16 protein-coding genes and 1 tRNA gene are annotated in these 13,936 nt (G+C 32.3%); 12 read left to right on the forward strand and 5 right to left on the reverse strand.

Features of this window, described 5'->3' with window-relative positions; all coding sequences use genetic code 11:
* Positions 1 to 78: 78 nt before the first annotated feature.
* Genes purH through purD form a run of 3 tightly spaced genes read left to right on the forward strand, consistent with a single transcriptional unit; the run spans position 79 to position 3,298 of the window.
* On the forward strand, positions 79 to 1,590 hold the full coding sequence (gene purH, locus B4L98_RS13255; protein WP_280036526.1) for a bifunctional phosphoribosylaminoimidazolecarboxamide formyltransferase/IMP cyclohydrolase: 1,512 nt from the start codon (positions 79 to 81) through the stop codon (positions 1,588 to 1,590).
* A 57-nt stretch (positions 1,591 to 1,647) separates the two neighbouring features.
* The gene (locus tag B4L98_RS13260; protein WP_125349023.1) at positions 1,648 to 2,019 is read left to right on the forward strand and encodes a four helix bundle protein; all 372 of its coding nucleotides are present in this window, start codon (positions 1,648 to 1,650) and stop codon (positions 2,017 to 2,019) included.
* Positions 2,006 to 3,298 carry a phosphoribosylamine--glycine ligase gene (gene purD / locus B4L98_RS13265; RefSeq protein ID WP_125349024.1) on the forward strand — a complete coding sequence of 431 codons (1,293 nt, stop codon included), beginning with the start codon at positions 2,006 to 2,008 and terminating at the stop codon, positions 3,296 to 3,298. The genes B4L98_RS13260 and purD overlap by 14 nt, the downstream gene beginning before the upstream one ends.
* 57 nt (positions 3,299 to 3,355) lie before the next feature.
* Here the strand turns inward: purD and B4L98_RS13270 are convergent, their stop codons facing one another.
* The 3 genes from B4L98_RS13270 to B4L98_RS13280 are packed head-to-tail and all read right to left on the reverse strand — an operon-like array spanning position 3,356 to position 4,959.
* Complete coding sequence (locus B4L98_RS13270) at positions 3,356 to 3,742, reverse strand: hypothetical protein (protein ID WP_114999543.1); 387 nt, start codon at positions 3,740 to 3,742, stop codon at positions 3,356 to 3,358.
* On the reverse strand, positions 3,742 to 3,963 hold the full coding sequence (locus B4L98_RS13275; RefSeq protein WP_038332359.1) for a VF530 family DNA-binding protein: 222 nt from the start codon (positions 3,961 to 3,963) through the stop codon (positions 3,742 to 3,744). Before B4L98_RS13275 ends, B4L98_RS13270 begins: the two co-directional genes overlap by 1 nt.
* Before the next feature lie 51 nt (positions 3,964 to 4,014).
* Complete coding sequence (locus B4L98_RS13280) at positions 4,015 to 4,959, reverse strand: ADP-ribosylglycohydrolase family protein (protein ID WP_114999545.1); 945 nt, start codon at positions 4,957 to 4,959, stop codon at positions 4,015 to 4,017.
* Positions 4,960 to 5,167: 208 nt separating this feature from the next.
* Between B4L98_RS13280 and B4L98_RS13285 the strand changes: the two genes are divergently transcribed.
* The 5 genes from B4L98_RS13285 (at position 5,168) to mtgA (ending at position 8,703) form a co-directional block, all read left to right on the forward strand.
* Positions 5,168 to 6,067: a DnaJ C-terminal domain-containing protein gene (locus tag B4L98_RS13285; RefSeq protein WP_114999547.1), complete on the forward strand. Its 900-nt coding sequence runs from the start codon at positions 5,168 to 5,170 to the stop codon at positions 6,065 to 6,067.
* Between the two features lie 4 nt (positions 6,068 to 6,071).
* Positions 6,072 to 6,329, forward strand: coding sequence for a chaperone modulator CbpM (locus B4L98_RS13290; protein WP_135834956.1), 258 nt, complete (start codon positions 6,072 to 6,074; stop codon positions 6,327 to 6,329).
* A 67-nt stretch (positions 6,330 to 6,396) separates the two neighbouring features.
* A complete protein-coding gene (rlmF, locus tag B4L98_RS13295; RefSeq protein ID WP_291078452.1) occupies positions 6,397 to 7,311 on the forward strand; it encodes a 23S rRNA (adenine(1618)-N(6))-methyltransferase RlmF in 915 nt (304 codons plus the stop codon).
* A 111-nt stretch (positions 7,312 to 7,422) separates the two neighbouring features.
* The gene (locus tag B4L98_RS13300; protein ID WP_286495799.1) at positions 7,423 to 7,938 is read left to right on the forward strand and encodes a c-type cytochrome; all 516 of its coding nucleotides are present in this window, start codon (positions 7,423 to 7,425) and stop codon (positions 7,936 to 7,938) included.
* Positions 7,939 to 8,031: 93 nt separating this feature from the next.
* The gene (mtgA, locus tag B4L98_RS13305) at positions 8,032 to 8,703 is read left to right on the forward strand and encodes a monofunctional biosynthetic peptidoglycan transglycosylase (RefSeq protein ID WP_291049037.1); all 672 of its coding nucleotides are present in this window, start codon (positions 8,032 to 8,034) and stop codon (positions 8,701 to 8,703) included.
* A gap of 41 nt (positions 8,704 to 8,744) precedes the next feature.
* Here mtgA and B4L98_RS13310 read toward each other — a convergent pair whose 3' ends face one another.
* Together B4L98_RS13310 and B4L98_RS13315 are read right to left on the reverse strand one after the other, a co-directional pair.
* Complete coding sequence (locus B4L98_RS13310; protein WP_286495800.1) at positions 8,745 to 9,227, reverse strand: N-acetyltransferase; 483 nt, start codon at positions 9,225 to 9,227, stop codon at positions 8,745 to 8,747.
* Positions 9,228 to 9,260: 33 nt separating this feature from the next.
* On the reverse strand, positions 9,261 to 10,016 hold the full coding sequence (locus B4L98_RS13315; RefSeq protein WP_125349032.1) for a glycerophosphodiester phosphodiesterase: 756 nt from the start codon (positions 10,014 to 10,016) through the stop codon (positions 9,261 to 9,263).
* A 168-nt stretch (positions 10,017 to 10,184) separates the two neighbouring features.
* Here B4L98_RS13315 and guaA point away from each other — a divergent pair, with 168 nt between their 5' ends.
* The 4 genes from guaA to B4L98_RS13335 all read left to right on the forward strand — a co-directional run bounded on the left by guaA (position 10,185) and on the right by B4L98_RS13335 (position 13,823).
* Positions 10,185 to 11,717 (forward strand): glutamine-hydrolyzing GMP synthase, encoded by a 1,533-nt coding sequence (gene guaA / locus B4L98_RS13320; protein WP_125349033.1) that lies wholly within the window; start codon positions 10,185 to 10,187, stop codon positions 11,715 to 11,717.
* A 73-nt stretch (positions 11,718 to 11,790) separates the two neighbouring features.
* Positions 11,791 to 12,360, forward strand: coding sequence for a xanthine phosphoribosyltransferase (xpt, locus tag B4L98_RS13325; protein WP_291078454.1), 570 nt, complete (start codon positions 11,791 to 11,793; stop codon positions 12,358 to 12,360).
* A 74-nt stretch (positions 12,361 to 12,434) separates the two neighbouring features.
* Positions 12,435 to 13,607 (forward strand): hypothetical protein, encoded by a 1,173-nt coding sequence (locus B4L98_RS13330; RefSeq protein ID WP_291078456.1) that lies wholly within the window; start codon positions 12,435 to 12,437, stop codon positions 13,605 to 13,607.
* Between the two features lie 145 nt (positions 13,608 to 13,752).
* Positions 13,753 to 13,823: transfer RNA gene (locus B4L98_RS13335), tRNA-Gln, on the forward strand.
* Positions 13,824 to 13,936: the final 113 nt, after the last annotated feature.

The following is a 13,936-nucleotide window of genomic DNA, read 5'->3' on the forward strand; positions in this document are numbered from 1 at the left end:
CCTCAATGTTGTGTACATTGAGGTTTTTCATTTCCAATAAAATAGTAAACAAACAATAAACTTTAAAAACTAAACACAATGCAAAAACAAGCGCTAATAAGTGTTTCGGACAAGTCGAACTTGTTAGAATTTGCAAAATTCTTGGTTGAACAAGATTACAAAATCTTATCAACTGGAGGAACATTCAAACATTTACAAGACAACGGAATCGAAGTTACAGAAGTAAAAGATGTAACTGGTTTTCCTGAGATTTTAGATGGTCGCGTAAAATCTTTACATCCTGCAATTCATGGTGGTATTATGGCGCGTCGTTCGGACGAAAATCATATGGCAACAATTGCGGAACATGGAATTAACCCAATTGATATCGTTATTGTAAATCTTTATCCTTTCTTCGAAAAGATGAATACAGGTCTTTCTGAAGCGGAAATGATTGAATTTATTGATATCGGTGGTCCATCAATGTTACGTTCTTCTGCAAAGAATTTTTATGATGTAACAGTTGTAACGGATGTGAATGATTATGAAGTAGTGATGAATGAAATTCGTGAGAATGGTTCAACTTCTATCGAAACGCGTAAATTATGTGCTGGTAAAGTATTCAACTTAACTTCTGCTTATGATGCGGCGATTTCTACTTACATTTTAGGAGAAGATTTTCCTCAATTTTTAGAGTCTTCTTACGAGAAAGTGATGGATTTACGTTATGGAGAAAATCCACATCAAAAAGCAGCTTATTATGTTGATAAAACGAAAAATGGCGCAATGAAAGATTTCGAATATTTACAAGGAAAAGAACTTTCTTTCAACAATATTCGTGATATGGATTTGGCTTATAAAGTGGTTTCAGAATTTGAGGAAACAACTTGTTGTGCAGTGAAACATTCAACGCCTTGTGGAGTGGCAATTGGAGAGAATGTTTTAGAAGCTTATGAAAAAGCGTATGAATGTGATCCAATGTCAATTTTCGGTGGAATCATCGCTTTCAATAGAGAAGTTGATGGAAAAACTGCGGTTGAATTAAATAAAATTTTCTTAGAAATTGTAATTGCACCTTCATTTACAGAAGAAGCGTTAGAAATTTTTAAACAAAAGAAAAATTTACGTATCATCAAAGTGAAGAATCCTGTGTCGGATAAAGTAACTTACGTAAAAGTTGATGGAGGATTAATTGTTCAGTCTACAGATAATCAGTTTTCAACAGATCTTAAAGTTGTAACAGAAGCTCAACCAACAGATCGTCAAATGACTGATTTAGTTTTTGCTCAAAAAATTGTAAAATGGGTAAAATCTAACGCGATTGTTGTAGCGACAAATGGTCAAGCTTACGGAATCGGTGGAGGTCAAACGAATCGTATTTGGGCGGCTCAACAAGCGATTGCACGTGCAAAAGAAAAAGTGGAAGATGATTTAGTTTTAGCTTCAGATGCATTTTTCCCTTTCCGTGATGTAGCTGATTTTGCAGCAGAAAATGGAATTAAAGCAATTATTCAACCAGGAGGATCAATCAAAGATCAAGAGTCTATCGATGCTTGTAATGAACGCGAAATTCCGATGGTTTTCACAGGAATGAGACATTTTATGCACTAAAATTCGATATGCGATATTCGTTTTGCGATGTTGGAATTTAAGATTAACTTAGTGTAAATGAGAAGTTATAGAAATTTAGACATATGGCAAAAAAGTTTGGAAATTTTAAGACTGGTTTATAATCTTTCTAATAAATTTCCAGAATCAGAAAAGTATGGATTAACTGTTCAAATAAAAAGAGCAGTTGTTTCAATTCTTTCAAATATCGCAGAAGGTTCTGGAAGAAATTCAAATCAGCAAATGATTAATTTTCTATCTATTTCAAAAGGTTCTGATTTTGAGGTTGAAGCTCAATTAATAATAGCTTTTGAGTTGAATTATATAACAGAGTCAGAATTAAATGAAGCTTTAGAATTAATTGATCATTATTGTAGAATGAATAAAAATTTTCAAAACTATTTAACAAAGAAAAACAATGGAACAAAATAATAGCGCAAACCGCGAATCGCAAACCGCAACTCGCATCTTAGTAATCGGTTCAGGTGGTCGTGAACATGCAATAGGATGGAAGTTTGCTGAAGATTTCAAGCAAAAAGGACAAGATTTAGAATTGTTTTTTATTCCAGGAAATGCAGGAACAGCTCAAATCGGAACAAACGTTTCAGTTTCTTCGATTGAAGAAATGAAAAATTTCGCGAAAGAAAATCAAATCGATTTAACTTTTGTTGGACCAGAAGCTGAATTAGCAGAAGGTATCGTTGATATTTTTCAGAAAGAGAATTTAAATGTTTTTGGACCTCATAAAGCAGCTGCGCAATTAGAAGCTTCTAAAGCTTTTGCGAAGGATTTTATGGATAAATATGGTGTGAAAACAGCAAAATATAAAAATTTTCAAGGACCAATGTTGGCGATTGATTATTTGAAAACACAAGATTATCCAATTGTAGTGAAAGCCTCTGGTTTAGCGGCTGGAAAAGGAGTTATTATCTGCCAAGATTTTGAAGAAGCAAAACAAGCTGTTTTGGATATCATGGAAGATAAAACCTTTGGTGATGCAGGAAACGAAGTGGTTATTGAAGAATATTTAGAAGGTTTTGAAGCCTCTATTTTGTCTTTCTTTAACGGGAAAAAAATCGTTCCATTTGTTTCGGCAAAAGATCACAAGAAAATTGGTGAAGGAGAAACTGGTCTTAATACTGGTGGAATGGGCGTTATCGCTCCAAATCCATTGTTTACGGAAGAGCATTTCAAAATGTTCGAAGAAGAAATTATGGAGCCAACAAAATGTGGTTTAATTAAGGAAAGATCAGAGTTTGCTGGTGTTATTTTCTTTGGATTGATGATTACAACAAAAGGTGTTTATTTGTTGGAATATAACCTAAGAATGGGCGATCCAGAAACGCAAACAACTTTACCTTTGTTAGAAAATGATTTGGCTGAGGTTGTAAATAAAGCAATTAAAGGAGAAGATTTTGACTTGACTTTCAAAAATCAACATGCGTGTTGTGTGGTGATGGTTTCGGGAGGATATCCAGGAAATTACGACAAAGGTTTTGAGATTCGTGGTTTAGAAAATGTAACTTGTCCTAATTTTATTGCTGGTGCAAAATTATCAGGTGAACAAATTGTTACTTCTGGTGGACGCGTAATCAACATAGTTGGATTAGGAAATACATTAGAAGAAGCACGTGAAACTGCTTACGAAAACATCAAAAAAGTACATTTTGATTACGAATATTATCGAAATGATATTGGAGTAATTCAATAAAAAATACAGTTTATATTATTAAAAAATGCGTTTCAAATGAAACGCATTTTTTTTAATTTATTCTGAAAATTCGACGTGATAAACATCGCTTTTATTTCGATTTATTTTTCGATATTCAAATCCTCCAGCTTGCGGAATAATTTCGACTAAATCAAATGATTGACAACTTTTTGGCAAACCATTAAAAATTAAAGTGAAATGAAGAGACGAACCTTCTTCGATATACGTCCAATTTGGATACATTGTAATTCCGTCCGCAAAAACCAATTGACAACGTTTTCCTGATTGATTATCAATAATAAAAGTAGAAGGCCAAATACGTGCAGCATTTGCATATTCATCTGCCGCCATACAACAATGTATAATAACCTGACTTTCTTCTTCGATATTGGTTAAGAGCTCAGAATCAATAAAAATCTTTTCTTCAAGAATAGTTGCACTCATTATTTTGCAATTTTCTTAATGTACAATTCTTCTACTTTTGCACGTGCCCAATCTGTTTTTCGAAGAAATTTCAACGATGATTTCAAACTTGGATTATCATTAAAACATCTGATGTTAATTTGATTTCCCAAACCTTCCCAACCGCCGTAATAAATTACTAATTCTTCGATAATATCGTCTAAACGTTTTCCGTGTAATGGATTATTTTTTTGACTTTCCATTTTGCAAATTTACGAAAATGTTTTTGGTGAATTTAGAATAGTTCAAGCTTTCTAAAATTCATATTTTTCTTCCAATTGTTCTGCTAAATGTAAAATATCATTCACTCGCGCTAATTGCTCAATCCAATTGGTCGGAATTGTTTCTGCATCATAATAAATCCCTGCAATTCCACCAGCAATACAAGCAATTGTATCGGTATCATGTCCTAAATTCACCGCTTTCAAAACACAATCTTTATACGAACTTGTATGTAGCAAACACCAAATAGAAGCTTCTAAACTATCCATGACATAACCAGTTGATTTAATTTCATCTTCTTTTAAATCAATTAGTTTTCCACTTAAAATTCGTTCGAAATATGTAAATTCATTTTTATAAATTTCATTTTCTTCTAAGAATAATTTTAACCAAAAATTTGTGTTCAGATAAGCTTCTTCTAGATTTTCGGCATCTAAAACGTTCAACGCAAATTCAATATAATAAATACACGCCAAAACAGAACGATTGTGCGCATGCGTGATAGAAGAAACTTCTTTGACGATTTCACAGCGTTCATCAATCGATAAATCTTTCGTGAAAATTGCTAAAGGAAGAATACGCATTAACGATCCATTTCCATTATCAGATTCGGATGTAGAACCAGCCTCAATTGGATTTTTTACAACTCGTAAACGATTTATTGCTTTTCGTGTAGAAATTCCAACATCAAAGACTTCTCCGTCAGCCGTCCAATAACCTTCGTGCATCCACATCTGAAATTTTTCTGCAATATCATTCACATTATAACCATTACACAACGATTCAGCCAAGCAAAACATCATCGAACTATCGTCAGAAAAAGTGCCAGGAGGCATATTGTATGTTCCATAACCCATCATATCTGTGACAGGATTTTGTTGTAAATATTGCCTACTTTTAAACTCAACTGGAACTCCTAATGCGTCACCAACCGCCGATCCAATTAATATATTTTTCGAAAAATTTTTTCTATTCATAACTTTCTTTTATAAATGAAAAATAATTGATTTTTTTGAATATATCCAAATTATTTTTGAAAATTTATGAATTAATCATAATAAATTTATCTTTTTCGGATAAAATATTAAAAGGTTTAAAATAGATAAAAAAGAATAAGTCGTATTGTCAGTTTTGAAAAAATTGGAACTGATTTTGATTAAATTACCACACAAACTTATTATTACTATGGCTTTTATAGATTATTATACAACATTAGGTCTGCAAAAGACCGCATCACAAGATGAGATAAAAAAAGCTTATCGGAAATTGGCACGTAAGTATCATCCCGATCTTAATCCAAATAACGATGAAGCTGCACAGAAATTTAAAGAATTAAATGAAGCAAACGAAGTGTTGAGCGATCCAGAAAAACGTAAAAAATACGATAAATATGGAGAAAATTGGCAACATGGTGAAGAATATGAAAAAGCTCGTCAGCAACAACAACAGCAACAATATCAATATAGTAATAGCGATTTTGATGGAGCTGAAGGTTTTGGTGATTTTGATGGCTATTCAGATTTTTTCAGTTCGATGTTTGGACGCGAAGGAAGGAGTAGATCAACAGGTTATAAAGGGCAAGATGTTAATGCCAGTTTGACACTAAATTTGACAGATACATTGACTTCGCATAAACAAACTTTTGCTGTGAATGGTAAAAATATACGAATTACAATTCCAGCTGGAGTAGAAGATGGGCAAACGATTAAGATAAAAGGTCACGGAGGAAAAGGTTATAACAATGGTCCAAATGGAGATTTGTATATCACGTTTCATATCGAAAATAATACGTCTTTTGAAGTTAATGGAGCAGATTTATCTACAATTGTTGAAATCGACTTATACGATGCAATTTTGGGTGGAGAAGCGATGATTGATACACTTTCTGGAAAAGTGAAAGTTCCAATAAAAGAAGGAACAGAGAATAATAAAAAGGTTAAATTGAAAGGAAAAGGTTTACCAATTTATAAGAAAGATGATCAATTTGGAGATTTGTATGTGACATTTTCAGTAAAAACTCCAACTAATTTATCAGCAGAAGAAAAAGAATTATTCGAGAAATTACGTTCACTTAAAAAAGCTTAAAACCATGAAAAATGTAACGATATCTGTTATTCAGTTTAGTAAATATCATCAGATTGAACCTCAATTTGTGATTGATTTGTATAAAAATGATTTGGTTGTTTTGCACGAGCGTAACCAAGAATATTTTATCGAAGAAAATGATTTGAAATTAATCGAACGATTTATTGAATTTCATTATAATTTGGGCGTTAATATAGAAGGTTTAGAAGTGATTCATCATCTTTTGAAACAAATCGAAACGCTACAAAAACAATTAAAATAAACGAATTCAAAAACAACCTTTGCAGAAAACTGCAAAGGTTGTCTTATTTTTGCATAAATATTTTTGTATGAATACTCCCGAAAAGAAGAGTAAATTAAAAAAATTACATTCGCGCAATCGTCATTTAGCGCCTTATAATTTCGAAAAATTGTGTGCGATTTATTCCCCACTTTCCAAATATATCAAACCCAATAAAGAGAACGAACCAACGATTAATTTCTCGGATAGAGAAGCTGTAAAAGCGTTGAATAAAGCGTTGTTGAAAACATATTATGATATTGATTATTGGGAATTGCCAAAAGATAATTTGTGTCCACCAATTCCTGGTCGCGCCGATTATATTCATTATGTTGCCGATATTTTGAGTGAAAGTTTTGATGGTGTAATTCCGCGTGGAAAAGATGTAAAAGTCTTGGATGTTGGTGTTGGAGCGAATTGTATTTATCCGATTATTGGAAATTACGAATACGACTGGAACTTTGTTGGCGCAGAGTTGGATTATGCTTCTTTCAAAAATGCGGAAGAAATTGTCAAGAAAAATGCTCGATTACGTAACAAAGTTGAGATTAGAATGCAATTTAATCCAAACAATATTTTCAAAAAAATCATCAAACAAGGCGAAAAATTTGATATTACAATTTGTAATCCTCCATTTTTTAGATCGAATCAAGAAGTGATGGAGCAAACAATGCGTAAACTGAAAAACTTAGGTCAAAAATCTGATCAAAAACCAATTCAAAACTTTGGTGGGAATAATTCTGAGCTTTGGTGTAGAGGAGGAGAGCGTCTGTTTATCACGAAAATGATAAAAGAAAGTGCGGATTATAAACATCAAGTAAAATGGTTTACAACATTGGTTTCTAAGAAAGAAAATGTTCGAATTTTGGAAGGTATTTTGAAACGTGAAAAAGTAAGAGATTACCGAATTGTAAATATGCAACAAGGGAATAAAATTTCGCGTTTACTAGTTTGGAGATTTTAATTGATTTATTTTTAATTCATTAAAGGTTTTATTTAAAATTATTCCAAATTTTTCTGAAGGGTTTATTCAGTTTAAGATTTGTTTTACCTTTTATAAACAAAATTATTACAAATGAAAACAAATAGAATAATGGTTTCTTTGGTAGTTGTAGCGTTGATGTTTAGTATTTTTTCGTTTACGACTTCTCGTCAAATTGACACAGGAAAAGCAATTTCAAGTTCAGAATGGAAAAATCTAAAAGTGTTACCACAAAACATTTCGGAAGATAGTTTGAAAGGTTTGATGCGCGGATACAACGCTGCTTTAGGAGTGAAATGTAATTTTTGCCACGCCGAAAATCCAGATACGAAAAAGATGGATTTTGCAAGTGATGCAAAAAAAGAAAAGGAATTTTCACGTCATATGATTGTAATGACACGTGATATTAACGCGAAAAATTTCAATTGGGAAAATGCAAAAAATCCTGAAATGATCAATGTTGTAACATGTGTAATGTGTCACAGAGGAAATGAAAGTCCTACAAAATCATTGATTGAGCCTGTAAACGCTGAGTTAAAAAACGTGAAAGATGTTGCAAAAGAAAAATTAGCTCCCACATCTGGTTCAACGAAAGTTGAGAAAAAATAAAGAATAGAAATATAAGCTCCATTTTTGGAGCTTTTTTTATTTTCAAAATTCAATAAATCGTATAACTTTGCTTTCATAATTTAAAGAAATAAAATGTTTAAATTTATTCGTAAGGTTGTAATTTATCTTTTTGTAGCTCATCTTGTATACATTGTTGTGTTAAAGTGGATTAATCCGCCGTTCACGATTACGCAAGTTCAGCAAGGTTTTGAACAAGGAAAATTTAAGCGCGATTATATTTCCTATGAAGAAATGGGACGAAATATAAAATTGGCTGTAATTGGTTCCGAAGATCAAAAGTTTCCTGTACACAATGGATTTGATATGGATGGAATACAAGAAGCGATCGAAAAAAATAAAGAAGGGAAAAAACTTCGTGGAGGTTCTACGATTTCTCAACAAGTAGCGAAAAATGTGTTTTTGTGGCAAGGTCGTTCTTGGTTGAGAAAAGGATTGGAAGTTTATTTTACGTTTATGATCGAAAAAATTTGGGGCAAACAACGTATTTTAGAAATGTATTTGAACACTTCAGAAATGGGAATTGGTGTTTTTGGAGTTGAAGCAGCTTCAGAATATTATTTTAATAAACCAGCTAAAGATTTAACCAAAAATGAAGCGGCTCGAATTGCAGCAGCTTTGCCATTGCCACGAAAATATAATGTGAATCCGCCTTCGTCTTTTATCAGTAGACGCGCTAGTCATATAGAGCGACAAATGCGAAATATACAAGGAAGCACTGATTTGGAAAAGGTTTTAGGAGAATAAAATAGAAAAGAGAAGTTAATAAGCTTCTCTTTTTTGTTTTATTACTCTCTCCAATTAATTTTAACCGCAGAAATTTTCTCTAATTCCAAACGAATTTCAGGAAGTAAATTGAAATCATTTTTCATGTAAAAAGCCAACGGAGAACAATAAGGCTCTCCATTCGCTTTTGTATCTTTTTCATGGTCGATTACCCAACCATTTAGTTCTGTCGAAAATGTTTTTAATCGATTAAGAATTTTACGTCCCAAACCAATTTGATGCAACTCGCTATCCACAATTATTGCAAACCATTTTTCATAATCTCTTTCAAAAATAACCGCCCAAGCTCGCATTTGATTGTTTTCATCTACAGCAAAAAAATGTTTCGCTTCAATCAAACTATTCAAATAATTTTCGGTGTCCTGTAAACTCTCAAAAGCCAAATTAATAGGATATTCGTTGTTCCAAATTTTAAAAATATACTCTTTATGAATTTGGTTCAATGTTGTAAATGAATAGATTTCGAATGAATTAAGTTGAGGCATAAAATGATTTCTTATTCCGCTAAATATACTAATTTATTTAGTCAAAATTTCTTTTAAAATCAAAGGTTTGTCAGTTGTAATATAATCAGCTTTCATATCGATCATTTCTTGCATCACTTTTGGGTCGTTAACTGTCCAAACATTAACCAATAATCCCAAGTTTTTCGCTTCTTTCACCCAAGTAGGATTTTTCTGAAAAATGCTGTAATGATAATCAATTCCATTCCAATTTCTCTCTTTTACTTCTTGAGGAGACAAATCTCCGGCTAAATAAGAAACGTGAAATTTTGGTGCTAATTTCTTAAATTCATCACAAATATTTTTACTAAATGAAATGATTTCAACTTGTTTTTCTACTTTATGTTTTTTGATGATTTCAATCGCTTTTTTTACTGCACGATCTTCATTTTCTTTTGATGAGTGAGGTTTTAATTCGAAAATTAATTTGACATTCTTATTCTTTTTTCCTTGTTCAAAATATTCTTCTAAAGTTGGCATGTTTTCGTTGTTAGCCAATTTCAACGTTTTTAAAAGAGAAGAATTTGTAGTTTCGATTGTATGACCTTGGTAATGATCATCATGATTCACCATCAAAACATCATCAGCACTAATTAATACATCAAATTCAGAACCATAAGCACCAATTTCTTGTGCAGATTTTAATGATTTAATCGAATTTTTTGCGTTGTTTTCGGTGTCCCAATAACCACGATGAGCAATAATTTTTTGAGCATTTGCCATGTTTGTAAGCATAAAGGTTGTTAAGGCAGTAAATATAATTTTTTTCATGATGAATTGTTTTTTCAAGGTAAAATTATTTCGATTAATCGGTTTTAAAGTTATGAAAATATTAAGTTCTTGGAAAACTATAAAAATCTACCTAAAAGAATGAAAAATGACGTGAATAAAATTGTGATTGCGCCGAATTTCACTTAATTTTGCACAAAGACAAACACAATGACGCAAGGAATTATTATTTTAGATTTTGGCTCGCAATACAATCAATTAATCGCGCGCCGAATTCGAGAATTTGGAGTTTATACAGAAATTATTCCCTACAACACTTCGATCGAAGAAATCAAAAAACACAATCCAAAAGGAATTATTTTATCAGGAGGACCTTCTTCAGTTTTTGGAGATGAAGCCGCTTTGGTAGAAAAAGAATTATTCGAAATGGGCGTTCCTGTTTTAGGAATTTGCTATGGAATGCAATTGATTTCGCATTTATTAGGTGGAGAAGTTAAGAAAGGAGAAAAAGGAGAATATGGAAAATCTGAATTAACAGTTTTAGCTCAAAACAGTTTATTCGCAGGAGTTCCAGAACAATCTACAGTTTGGATGAGTCACTTCGATGAAGTGATGACAGCGCCAATAGGATTTACAATTTCAGGAAAATCAAATATAGATATTGCGGCAATCGCAAACGAAGATAAAAAGATTTTTGCGGTACAATTTCACCCAGAAGTTACACATTCAGAATATGGTTCAACAATGTTAGAAAACTTTGTTTTCAATATTTGTCAAGCTGAAAAGAATTGGGTTTTAAAAGATTTTATCGAAACAGAAATTGCTCGTATAAAAGAGGTAGTTGGTGATAAAAAAGTAATTTTAGGACTTTCTGGAGGTGTAGATTCTTCTGTTGCTGCGGTTTTGATTCATCGTGCAATTGGCGATCAATTAACATGTATTTTTGTTGATACTGGTTTATTGAGAAAAGATGAAGGGAAAAAAGTAATGGAAAATTACGGAAAACACTTCAACATGAACATCAAAATGGTAGATGCTTCAGAACGTTTCTTAACAAACTTGAAAGGTATTGACGAACCAGAAGCAAAACGTAAATCAATTGGTAAAGATTTCGTGGCTGTTTTTGATGAAGAATCAAATAAATTTGAAGATGCAGCATTCTTAGCGCAAGGAACTATTTATCCTGATGTGATCGAATCTCAATCTGTAAAAGGACCTTCTGCAACTATTAAATCTCACCACAATGTAGGAGGTTTACCAGAAGATATGAAACTTCAATTATTAGAACCATTACGAGAATTATTCAAAGATGAAGTGCGTAAAGTTGGTGTAGAATTAGGAATTCCTCGCGAATTAGTTTACCGTCATCCATTCCCAGGACCAGGTTTAGGAATCCGTGTTTTAGGAGAAGTTGACGAAGAAAAAGTACGCATTTTACAAGAAGCAGATCAGATTTTTATCGACGAGCTTTATGCACATAATTTATACGACGAAGTTTCTCAAGCTTTCGTGGTGTTATTACCTGTAAAATCTGTTGGAGTAATGGGAGACGAGCGTACATACGAATATACGGCGGTTGTTCGTTCTGCAAATACGATCGATTTTATGACAGCAACTTGGTCTAAATTACCTTACGAATTCTTAGAATTAGTTTCGAACAGAATTATCAATGAGGTAAAAGGAATTAACCGTGTAGCCTACGATATCAGCTCAAAACCACCAGCAACTATCGAGTGGGAATAAGCTAAAAAATATATCAAAGCCAGCCAATGTGCTGGCTTTTTTTCTATGTAAACTTTAAAAAACTAAATATTAAATGGAACTTTTAAAAGAAAGAATTCTGAAGGATGGAAAAAGTTTCGATGGTGGAATTCTAAAAGTTGATAGTTTTATCAACCACCAAATGGATCCTGTTCTGATGAAAGCAATAGCGTCGGAATTTGTCCATCGATTTTCGGATTTAAACATTAATAAAATCATAACAATCGAAGCGAGCGGCATTGCACCAGCAATTATGGTTGGATTAGAATTGAATTTGCCTGTTGTTTTTGTAAAAAAAGCTAAGCCTAAAACAATGGCAGATTTTTATGCGTCGCAAGTATATTCATTCACGAAAGACCGAACGTACGATGTTTGCGTAAGTAGCCAATTTCTGAATGAAAATGATAATGTTATTTTTATTGATGACTTTTTAGCGAACGGAAATGCAGCGTTGGGTGTTGAAGATTTGATAAAACAATCAGGCGCAAACCTTTTGGGAATGGGTTTTATAATTGAGAAATCATTTCAAGAAGGACGCGATCGTTTACTGAATGAAAACATCAGAGTTGAATCTTTAGTAAGATTAAAATCTTTAGGAGATAACTCGATTATTTTTGAAGAATAAAAAATATCAACCAAAAGCCAATTTATATTGGCTTTCTTTTTACTTTTAAAAAACAAAAAACTTACCTTAATAATATGAAAATAAAATTACTTGCTTTAACGCTCTCTTTACTATTCTTTACAAATTGTAATTCGTACAAATCGGCGAATTCAGCATTGGTTTCTGGTAATTTTCAGCAAGCTTTTGAGCAATCTACGCAAGCTTATTTTAAAAATCCATCGGAGAAAAATGGAATCAAATATGTCCCATTAATTTTTGAAGCGTATAACAAAGGACAGCAAGAAGATGAAAATAGATTGAAACAAATTGAAACGTTGACTAATCCTTCTAAATATCAGGAAGCGTATCAAATTATTAATCGTTTGCAAGAAAGACAAAAAACGATTGCTGGAATTGATGGAAGATTGATTAGTGGGAAAACGTATAATTTCAAAACCAAAGATTATTCAGCAGCTTATAAAACGATTCAAGAAAAATATGCGCAATTTTTATATGATGAAGGAAAATCTTTTTTAAATCAAGGAGGAAAATTGAATGCGCAAACGGCATATCAAAAGTTTCAAGTTTTAGAAAGTGTTTATTCTAATTATAAAGATACTCGTAGTTTGATGAATACCGCTCGTGCAAACGGAATGTATAAAGTTTTGGTACAATTGGTAAACAATACAGAAGTTGTTATTCCTAAACTATTAGAGAAAGATTTGTTAGATTTTAACTCATATGGATTGGATTCTAATTGGACTGAATTTTACACAGGAAAACTAAATAGCTCGTATGATTATGTAATTCAATTAAGTTTTGAGACGATAAATGTTTCACCTGAACGAGAAAAAATTGAGGTGCATAATTTTGAGAAAAAAATTGTTGATGGTAAAGAAGAATTGGTGCAAAATGGAGTAGTGGTAAAAGATAAAGACGGAAAACCCGTGATGGTAGATCGTTATATTACAGTAAAAAGTCGTTTTGAAGAAGTACAACGCATCAAGGAAGCTGCAATTACGGCAAAATATTATTTGATCGATAATCAAAAAGAACAAGCCATCGATTCTAAAAATTTAGCAAGTCAGTTCATTTTTAGAGATTCTTACGGAACTTACAAAGGTGATCGACGTTCTTTGGATCGAGATTATATAAATATGATTGGTAGAAGACCAGCTCCATTTCCATCAAATGAGCAAATGATTTTTGATTGTGGGCAAGATTTGAAACGTAAATTCAAGAACGAAATCATCCGTATGAAGCTTTGATAAAAAAAATGTAAAAAATTTAATCATTTTTTAAAATTCATTTTCAATAGCTTATCACATAAAACGTCTGTTTTAGCTAAAAACTTGTAAAATTAGTTTTGGTGAATTAAAAAACCTTTCTATATTTGCACAGCAATTAAGACATAGACCCATGGTGTAACGGTAGCACATCGGTTTTTGGTGCCGCTAGTTGGGGTTCGAATCCCTGTGGGTCTACAAAAGTCTTATGCCTCGATAAGCAATTGTTGAGGCATTTTTATCTAACCTAGTTAAGAGAAAAGTTGCAAAAATTGAAATAAAATTTAGTCAGACCCATGGTGTAACGGTAG

Origin of the sequence: Empedobacter sp. UBA5528 (genome assembly GCF_002426075.1) — a bacterium.
GTDB classification, from domain to species: Bacteria; Bacteroidota; Bacteroidia; order Flavobacteriales; family Weeksellaceae; genus Empedobacter; species Empedobacter falsenii_B.

Coding starts and splice junctions, on each gene's coding strand:
- purH (WP_280036526.1), top strand. CDS start 79: ATGCAAAAACAAGCGCTAATAAGTGTTTCGGACAAGTCGAACTTGTTA.
- B4L98_RS13260 (WP_125349023.1), top strand. CDS start 1,648: ATGAGAAGTTATAGAAATTTAGACATATGGCAAAAAAGTTTGGAAATT.
- purD (WP_125349024.1), top strand. CDS start 2,006: ATGGAACAAAATAATAGCGCAAACCGCGAATCGCAAACCGCAACTCGC.
- B4L98_RS13270 (WP_114999543.1), bottom strand. CDS start 3,742: ATGAGTGCAACTATTCTTGAAGAAAAGATTTTTATTGATTCTGAGCTC.
- B4L98_RS13275 (WP_038332359.1), bottom strand. CDS start 3,963: ATGGAAAGTCAAAAAAATAATCCATTACACGGAAAACGTTTAGACGAT.
- B4L98_RS13280 (WP_114999545.1), bottom strand. CDS start 4,959: ATGAATAGAAAAAATTTTTCGAAAAATATATTAATTGGATCGGCGGTT.
- B4L98_RS13285 (WP_114999547.1), top strand. CDS start 5,168: ATGGCTTTTATAGATTATTATACAACATTAGGTCTGCAAAAGACCGCA.
- B4L98_RS13290 (WP_135834956.1), top strand. CDS start 6,072: ATGAAAAATGTAACGATATCTGTTATTCAGTTTAGTAAATATCATCAG.
- rlmF (WP_291078452.1), top strand. CDS start 6,397: ATGAATACTCCCGAAAAGAAGAGTAAATTAAAAAAATTACATTCGCGC.
- B4L98_RS13300 (WP_286495799.1), top strand. CDS start 7,423: ATGAAAACAAATAGAATAATGGTTTCTTTGGTAGTTGTAGCGTTGATG.
- mtgA (WP_291049037.1), top strand. CDS start 8,032: ATGTTTAAATTTATTCGTAAGGTTGTAATTTATCTTTTTGTAGCTCAT.
- B4L98_RS13310 (WP_286495800.1), bottom strand. CDS start 9,227: ATGCCTCAACTTAATTCATTCGAAATCTATTCATTTACAACATTGAAC.
- B4L98_RS13315 (WP_125349032.1), bottom strand. CDS start 10,016: ATGAAAAAAATTATATTTACTGCCTTAACAACCTTTATGCTTACAAAC.
- guaA (WP_125349033.1), top strand. CDS start 10,185: ATGACGCAAGGAATTATTATTTTAGATTTTGGCTCGCAATACAATCAA.
- xpt (WP_291078454.1), top strand. CDS start 11,791: ATGGAACTTTTAAAAGAAAGAATTCTGAAGGATGGAAAAAGTTTCGAT.
- B4L98_RS13330 (WP_291078456.1), top strand. CDS start 12,435: ATGAAAATAAAATTACTTGCTTTAACGCTCTCTTTACTATTCTTTACA.